This is a genomic window from Rhodoferax sp. GW821-FHT09E07, assembly GCF_059416145.1.
Genome location: NZ_JBWKOP010000010.1, coordinates 42,044 through 49,191 on the forward strand (window position 1 = coordinate 42,044; position 7,148 = coordinate 49,191).

Here is a 7,148-nt window from a genome sequence, read left to right on the forward strand (position 1 = left end):
CAGCTATGCAATGTATAGCAAATAGCGACCAGTCACCCGGAAACTGCATGCGGCCATCCTACTGCGCCCACTTGCTCGCACTGCACAGATATACCGGGTAAAGCAAATCTTATTCGGCCGACTGCAGTCTCTTGCTGGCGCCAGTACGCTGTAAAGCGTGCCAGAACTTAAGGTTCGCGTGCGGCCTCTCCCAGGCCCTTGGTCAGCGGCCAGGCCAGGTAGGACATGACCGTGCGCTTGCCCACGATCACCTCTGCGGTCAGCGTCATCCCGGGCAAAAGCCTGGCGCTGTCGAGCATGTTTTTAAGGGCGGCCCCGTCCAGCGTGATGCGTGCCACGTAATAGACATCCCCATTGCTCTTGGCGGAGCTGTCCCTCCTGAAGGCGTCCTCACTCAGCGTCCGGATCTTTGCCCCCAAAGTTCCGTGGCGTTGGAACGGAAAGGCATCCAGCTTGAGCTTGGCATCATCACCGACCTTGACGTACCCAATATCGGTGGAATCGATTTGAACTTCGGCTTCCAACTTGGCATTCGAGGGCACCAGGGTGAAAAAGGTCTCGGCCTCGCGCACGATGGATCCGGGTGACAGCTTGGCAATATCCAGCACAACCCCATCCACCGGCGCCACCAAGGTGACCAGGCGGCGGCGCTTGTCGGCTTTCTGGATTTGCTCACGAACCGCATCACGCTCGCGCGTGACATTGAGCAAGTCCTCCATGGTCTTCTGGCGCCAGCCCTTCTCAAAAGCGGTCTTCTCCGCTTCAGCGGCCGCCAGCTCGCGCACGATCTCCTGCTCCCGGTTGGCGACGGACTCCAAGTCCCGTTCCACCTCTTTGCTCTTGATTTGCGCCTCCATGAGCTGGATGGGCGCACCGAATTTCTGGGCCACCATCTTTTCCTGCATGGCCTCAATGTTTTTGAGTGAGGCCAGCCGGGCAGCCGCCAGCTTTTGATCCCGGCGATTGGTGGCCAGTGCAGCCCGTAGCCGGCCCACCGACTCGGCAATCTTCAATTGCTGGGCCTTGTAGTTGGCGCGACGCTCGGTCAGCAGATCGGCCTGCAATTGGTCGTCCGCGGTGCTTCCCGTTTTGGGCCGTTCTGCGACCTGGCCGGAAAGCTCTTCCTCCAGGCCCTTGGCTTGGGTTTCCAGGCTATCCAGCCGCAGCTGCAGCACGTTTTCATCGGCCTGGATGAACGTGGCATCCAGGGTTGCGAGGGCATCCCCCTTTTTCACCAATTGGCCAATCCGTACATCCACGCTCTGCACGATGGATGTTTCCAACGGCTGGACCACGACATTGGGCAGCGGATTCACCAGGCTTCCCCGCGCGACCACAACTTGCTCCAACTCCGACACCGAAGCCCAGACTGCAAAGGAAATCACACCCAACAACAGCACCCGCAAAGTCACCTGTGCCCAACGAGGCACCGGGCTGCGCTCCAGCTCATCGGCATCTGGCAGGTATTCGATCGCCGTTTTGCCTTTGGGGGCTTTGGGCTTGTCGCGGGAGAACCACTTGCTCATAGGTGGCTAGTCTGTTGGTTCCAGAGCTGCTGGTAGGTCTGGCAACGGGTCAGCAATTCCTGATGACGGCCACTGTCCATCAACTTGCCATGCTGCATCACCAGAATCGCATTGGCGTTGACCAAGGTGGAGAGCCGGTGGGAGATCATGATCACGGTGCGCCCAACGGCAATACGCGACAAGTTGTTGATGAAGATCGATTCGCTCTCGGGATCCAGCGCGCTCGCGGCTTCGTCCAGGATCAGAATGCGGGGCTTGGTGAGCAAGGTGCGTGCAATGGAGAGTCGCTGCTTCTGTCCACCGGACAGGTTGGACGCGTTCTCTTCCAGCATGGTGTTGTAACCCTGGGGCAGGCGCTCAATGAATTCTGCGGCGCCCGCGGCATCCGCGGCGGCCACGATCTCTTCAAACGGGGCCTCCGGCTTTGCCGCCGCAATGTTTTCACGCACTGTGCCGCGGAACAGGAAGTTCTCTTGCAACACAACGCCGATCTGGCGACGCAAATGTGCCAGCTCAATCTCACGCGCATCCGTCCGGTCAAACCGCACAATGCCCTCTTGGACGCTGTACAAGCCCTGGATCAATTTGGTCAGGGTAGTCTTACCAGAGCCACTGCGCCCCACAATCCCCACGACCGTTCCCGCCTGAATGGTCAGGCTTGCGCGGTCCAGTGCCGTGACGCTGGAACCGGGGTAGCGGAACGTCACATCCTCAAACGAGATTTCCCCGGCAAGCTCAGGACGCAATCCACCGGCACCTGCCCGCCCTTCGGAAGGTCGGTTCATCACCTCACCCAACATGCGCACGGAAAGCGCGACTTCCTGGTACTCATTCACCAGCGACACGATCGCCAGCAGCGGTGAAATGACACGCCCCGAGATCATCTGGAATCCTATCAAGGCCCCGACGGACAACGTTTGGTCAAACACCTGCTGCGTTCCGATCACGATGATCACGACGGGCAACAACTTCCCGAGAAAGTCGGTGATGGAGTTTCCGGTGATGGCCACCTTACCGACCCGGAAATGCATATTGATCGCCTGGGCAGACCGTTGGTCCCACAAGCGGCGCTGTGCAGGCTCAATGGCCAAGGCCTTCACTGTGCGCATGCCGTGAATGGTTTCCACCAGCATCGATTGCCGTTGCCCCTCGGCAATGTTCAGGTCATTCAGCCGGCGCTGAAAAATGGGAACCATCGCCATGACCACGCCAGCAATCATCAAGGTGAACACCAAAGTAACCAGTGCCAGCTTGACCGAATAGGCGAACAGAATCGGCAAGAAGATGATCAACGACGTGGCATCCAGTGCGGTGAAGAACATCCGCCCCGTCAAGAAGGCTCGGATCCGCTCCACCTGCTGCATGTACCGGGTGACCACGCCTGCGGTGGTCGTCTCAAAGTAGTCAATGGGCAGCGACAAAAGATGTGCAAATGTCCGCCGCGTCAATCGCATGTCTATTTTGTTCGAGGCTGAGACCGTCAGGATTTGCCGCAAAAAGCCCAACAACGAATCAAAAACCAAGGCAATGACCACACCGACGCCCAACACCCAAAGCGTGGAGATGCTCTGGTGCACCAGCACCTTGTCAATCACCAGCTGGAAGAACATAGGTGATGCCAACGCAAGAATGTGCATGGCCATGGCGGCGAGTGCGATGTCACGAAATGCCGTTTTTTGCTTCAGTATCTCGGGGAGAAACCATCGAAAACCAAACGGCTGGCTGGTCTCGGATGCAGCGAAGATCCGCTTCATGAAGAACACTTCCCCCCGCCACTGGGCGCAGAAGGGTTCGCGCCCGACCATCAGCACCGCGGTCGGGTTGTCCGCCAGCGGGTTCAAGATGGCGACCTGTCCGCCCTCGTTGGGAGTAGCCGCCATGACAATCACGCAGTTCCCATCAGCCATCCGCGCAATGACGGGGAAAACCCCGCCCTGCGCCAACAGGGAATCCCAGCTCAGCGTGTCCACGCGTGCTTTCAGCCCAATGTCTGCTGCAATGCGCAATACCGTTGCAACGGACGGCTCTTCCCCCACCAGAGCGTAGTCTTCGATGAGTCGCTCAGGGTTGATTGGCAACCGGTGGTGCTGCGCTACTGCCGCCAAGCACTGGATGGTCGTATGAGGAAAGCGTTCTGCCATTGTTGTTGATAGCCCAACTTGGGATCAACTATTTCAACATGGCACTGCGGTTGCAAACCCCTCAATTGGGGCGAAAATGGCGCCTATTTCGCGTCACGGTCCGCCAGCAACATTCCGCCCGCTGGTGGGTTTTGAATGCCAGTGAGCTTCAGGGTCGTCGTCGTCGGCACAGCCGTTGACGGGCTACCCATGGCAGTTCCATTCACATCGAACTGCTTCATCGCATCGGCCAGACTGGTCACCGCCAACGCCACCGGACTCAGCGTCGGTGCAGGCGCAGCACCATCGGCCGGCGCGGCCGCCACATTCGGTTGCGACAGGCCCGCATCTACAAAGGATCCCATCGCCTGCGCCATGCTGCTCACTTGCGCGCGCATCACACTGGTCAATGGCACGGGCGGCTCCACTGCCGGCTGCGCCTGGATGGTCGCAACAGTCTGTGTCTGCGGCACGGCCACCGGATCCGCCACCAAGGTGGGAACAGGTGTTGTCGTGTTCAGTGCCGCAATTGCGCTGTCCACGGATGCCGCTGTTGCAACGGGCGTCCTGTTGGCCTGGAACCAGACGTCAGCCGCGTCGTGGGTGACCCCATCGGTGGTTTCGTAGCTCGACGTCAGTCCCAAGGTGTTACCGTTGTCGGTGCCGGTGCCTGCAACCGCATTGAGGTTGATCTTGGCAATGCCCAACTCGGCCAGTGTCTTGAGCTCACCTGCACTACTCACACCATCCGAGTTGCTATCAACCCAGACCCTCAGGTCACCGTAGATGGCATCATCACGGCTGATCACACCATCACCATTGGAGTCCAGTTCTCGCAGCGCGGCGTAACCATCGGAGGCCTTCTGGCCATTGGACAGTCGGGTGGCTGAACCAAAGAGTTCGGAGCCATCGTTGATTTGTCCATCGTGGTTGCGGTCCAGTACCAGCAAGCCGTCACTACCACTGACCCAACCTGTGTTGATCGCCGCTCCGTCGTCAAACAGATCGAACTTGACCCCCGCATTGATACTCTGCGTTCTGACACCATCTCCGTTCAGGTCCAGAATGATGGGCGTGCCCATCGTCCACGCAGAGGTAGCCTCTGTGGTGAACCCCGGGATTTGAGCCGAAGTAAACGACTCCAACTGGGTCGTACTCATAACTTCAACTTGAAATGATGTAATCGCGGAGAGTTGATAAGTAGACAGAACAATGAGGTCTTGGGTTTCAAATGCGACCATCTGTGCCGTGGTCAATGCCCGCACAGCATCCGTGCGTAAAGCCATGACCTGAGCAGTCGACAGCGCAGCGATATCACTCGGGGTGAGGGCCAGAATATCAGCCGAACCCCACGCAGCGACCTGGGTTGTGGTGAACCCAGAAACATATGAATTCAACGCAGTGAGCTGCGCTGGAGATAGAGCGGCCAGTTGAGCGGAAGTAAGCGCGGTGGCTTGCGCAGTCGTGAATGCCCTTAACTCGCTCGTGGTCAACGCAGAAACTTGATCTGTAGTCAAGATAGCGATGTCCTGCGTTTCGATAGCTCGAATCTGCGTGGTCGACAACGCAGCAATTTCATTGGTCGACAGCGTCGGAAATTGGTCCGTAGTCAGCGCCACGATTTGCGCCGTGGTCAGGGCCACCACTTGATTCTGCGTAAGACTGGCAACATCTGCAGTCTCCATGGCCGCGATCTGGCGGGTCGTCAGCGCAGCTACGCTGGCAGTCGAAAATGCTGGCACTTGAGAGGTCGTGAGCGCCACGATCTGATCCGTCGTCAGAGCTGCAACATCACTGGTATTCAACGCAAGCAACTGCGAAGTGAGGAAAACGCTGATTCCGGTGGTCGTAAATGCTTGTATCTGGGCCGTAGAGAGGCTTGCAATTTGGGCAGTCGTAAGCGCCTGCACCTCGGCTGTAGTCAATGCAGCAATTTGGGCCGTGGTCAACGACCACGCTGCAGGAGCAGTCGTAGTGACTGTCTGAGCATTTCCACTGGAAATACCAAACAGATCGTCCAGCCAATGCCCTAAATCAGAGAACTTATCCGACCAAGATCCAAATAGCTTATCTCCGAACAGTGATCCAAACAGTAGCGTTAGAAACCACATAGTTCATGGACCTAGTCATGGCGCATCAGCCCCTGGATTGGCCATGAAAGGAGCTTTCGCCATCCTTTGCATTACGTTCCCCAGAGCGCCGATGGTTTGCCACATAGACTTCAAATCAGGTCTTTCCCCCTGTGGTCAGTATGTCGCCCGCTGGTGGGTTTTGAATGCCAGTGAGCTTCAGGGTCGTCGTCGTCGGCACAGCCGTTGACGGGCTACCCATGGCAGTTCCATTCACATCGAACTGCTTCATCGCATCGGCCAGACTGGTCACCGCCAACGCCACCGGACTCAGCGTCGGTGCAGGCGCAGCACCATCGGCCGGCGCGGCCGCCACATTCGGTTGCGACAGGCCCGCATCTACAAAGGATCCCATCGCCTGCGCCATGCTGCTCACTTGCGCGCGCATCACACTGGTCAATGGCACGGGCGGCTCCACTGCCGGCTGCGCCTGGATGGTCGCAACAGTCTGTGTCTGCGGCACGGCCACCGGATCCGCCACCAAGGTGGGAACAGGTGTTGTCGTGTTCAGTGCCGCAATTGCGCTGTCCACGGATGCCGCTGTTGCAACGGGCGTCCTGTTGGCCTGGAACCAGACGTCAGCCGCGTCGTGGGTGACCCCATCGGTGGTTTCGTAGCTCGACGTCAGTCCCAAGGTGTTACCGTTGTCGGTGCCGGTGCCTGCAACCGCATTGAGGTTGATCTTGGCAATGCCCAACTCGGCCAGTGTCTTGAGCTCACCTGCACTACTCACACCATCCGAGTTGCTATCAACCCAGACCCTCAGGTCACCGTAGATGGCATCATCACGGCTGATCACACCATCACCATTGGAGTCCAGTTCTCGCAGCGCGGCGTAACCATCGGAGGCCTTCTGGCCATTGGACAGTCGGGTGGCTGAACCAAAGAGTTCGGAGCCATCGTTGATTTGTCCATCGTGGTTGCGGTCCAGTACCAGCAAGCCGTCACTACCACTGACCCAACCTGTGTTGATCGCCGCTCCGTCGTCAAACAGATCGAACTTGACCCCCGCATTGATACTCTGCGTTCTGACACCATCTCCGTTCAGGTCCAGAATGATGGGCGTGCCCGTCGTCAGGTATTGATAGGCCTGCGTTCCAAACGCAGCAATCTGGCTGGACTGCAACGCTTCAACCTGCGTCGTAGTGAACGAGTAGGTTTGATTCGTTGTCAACGCACTCAACTGCTGTGTCGTCAACACCGCAATATCCGTCGTCTCAATCGCCACGATTTGATTCGTTGTCAATGCCTTCATTCCGGCGGTCGAAATCGCCTGAATCTGGTAGGTGCTCAAAGCAACCACCTGGTCTGTGGTCAGCGCCTGTACGGTGCTCGTCGCAAGCCCTGCCAACTGGCTGGTCTTCAAGGCTTGG

General features: G+C 58.1%; 4 protein-coding genes. All 4 read right to left on the reverse strand.

Annotated elements, in window-relative coordinates:
- Positions 1–167 precede the first annotated feature (167 nt).
- On the reverse strand, positions 168–1,526 hold the full coding sequence (locus AC07OE_RS18885) for an HlyD family type I secretion periplasmic adaptor subunit (protein WP_495072109.1): 1,359 nt from the start codon (positions 1,524–1,526) through the stop codon (positions 168–170).
- The gene (locus AC07OE_RS18890; protein WP_495072110.1) at positions 1,523–3,604 is read right to left on the reverse strand and encodes a peptidase domain-containing ABC transporter; all 2,082 of its coding nucleotides are present in this window, start codon (positions 3,602–3,604) and stop codon (positions 1,523–1,525) included. The genes AC07OE_RS18885 and AC07OE_RS18890 overlap by 4 nt, the downstream gene beginning before the upstream one ends.
- Before the next feature lie 146 nt (positions 3,605–3,750).
- Positions 3,751–5,757: an SPM autocatalytic domain-containing protein gene (locus AC07OE_RS18895; RefSeq protein ID WP_495072111.1), complete on the reverse strand. Its 2,007-nt coding sequence runs from the start codon at positions 5,755–5,757 to the stop codon at positions 3,751–3,753.
- A gap of 115 nt (positions 5,758–5,872) precedes the next feature.
- Positions 5,873–7,148: SPM autocatalytic domain-containing protein (locus AC07OE_RS18900; RefSeq protein ID WP_495072112.1), on the reverse strand; the 1,276-nt coding region annotated here is incomplete at its 5' end.

Excerpts from the sequence above, each read along its gene's own strand:
- AC07OE_RS18885 (WP_495072109.1), bottom strand. The coding sequence starts at position 1,526 with ATGAGCAAGTGGTTCTCCCGCGACAAGCCCAAAGCCCCCAAAGGCAAA.
- AC07OE_RS18895 (WP_495072111.1), bottom strand. The coding sequence starts at position 5,757 with ATGTGGTTTCTAACGCTACTGTTTGGATCACTGTTCGGAGATAAGCTA.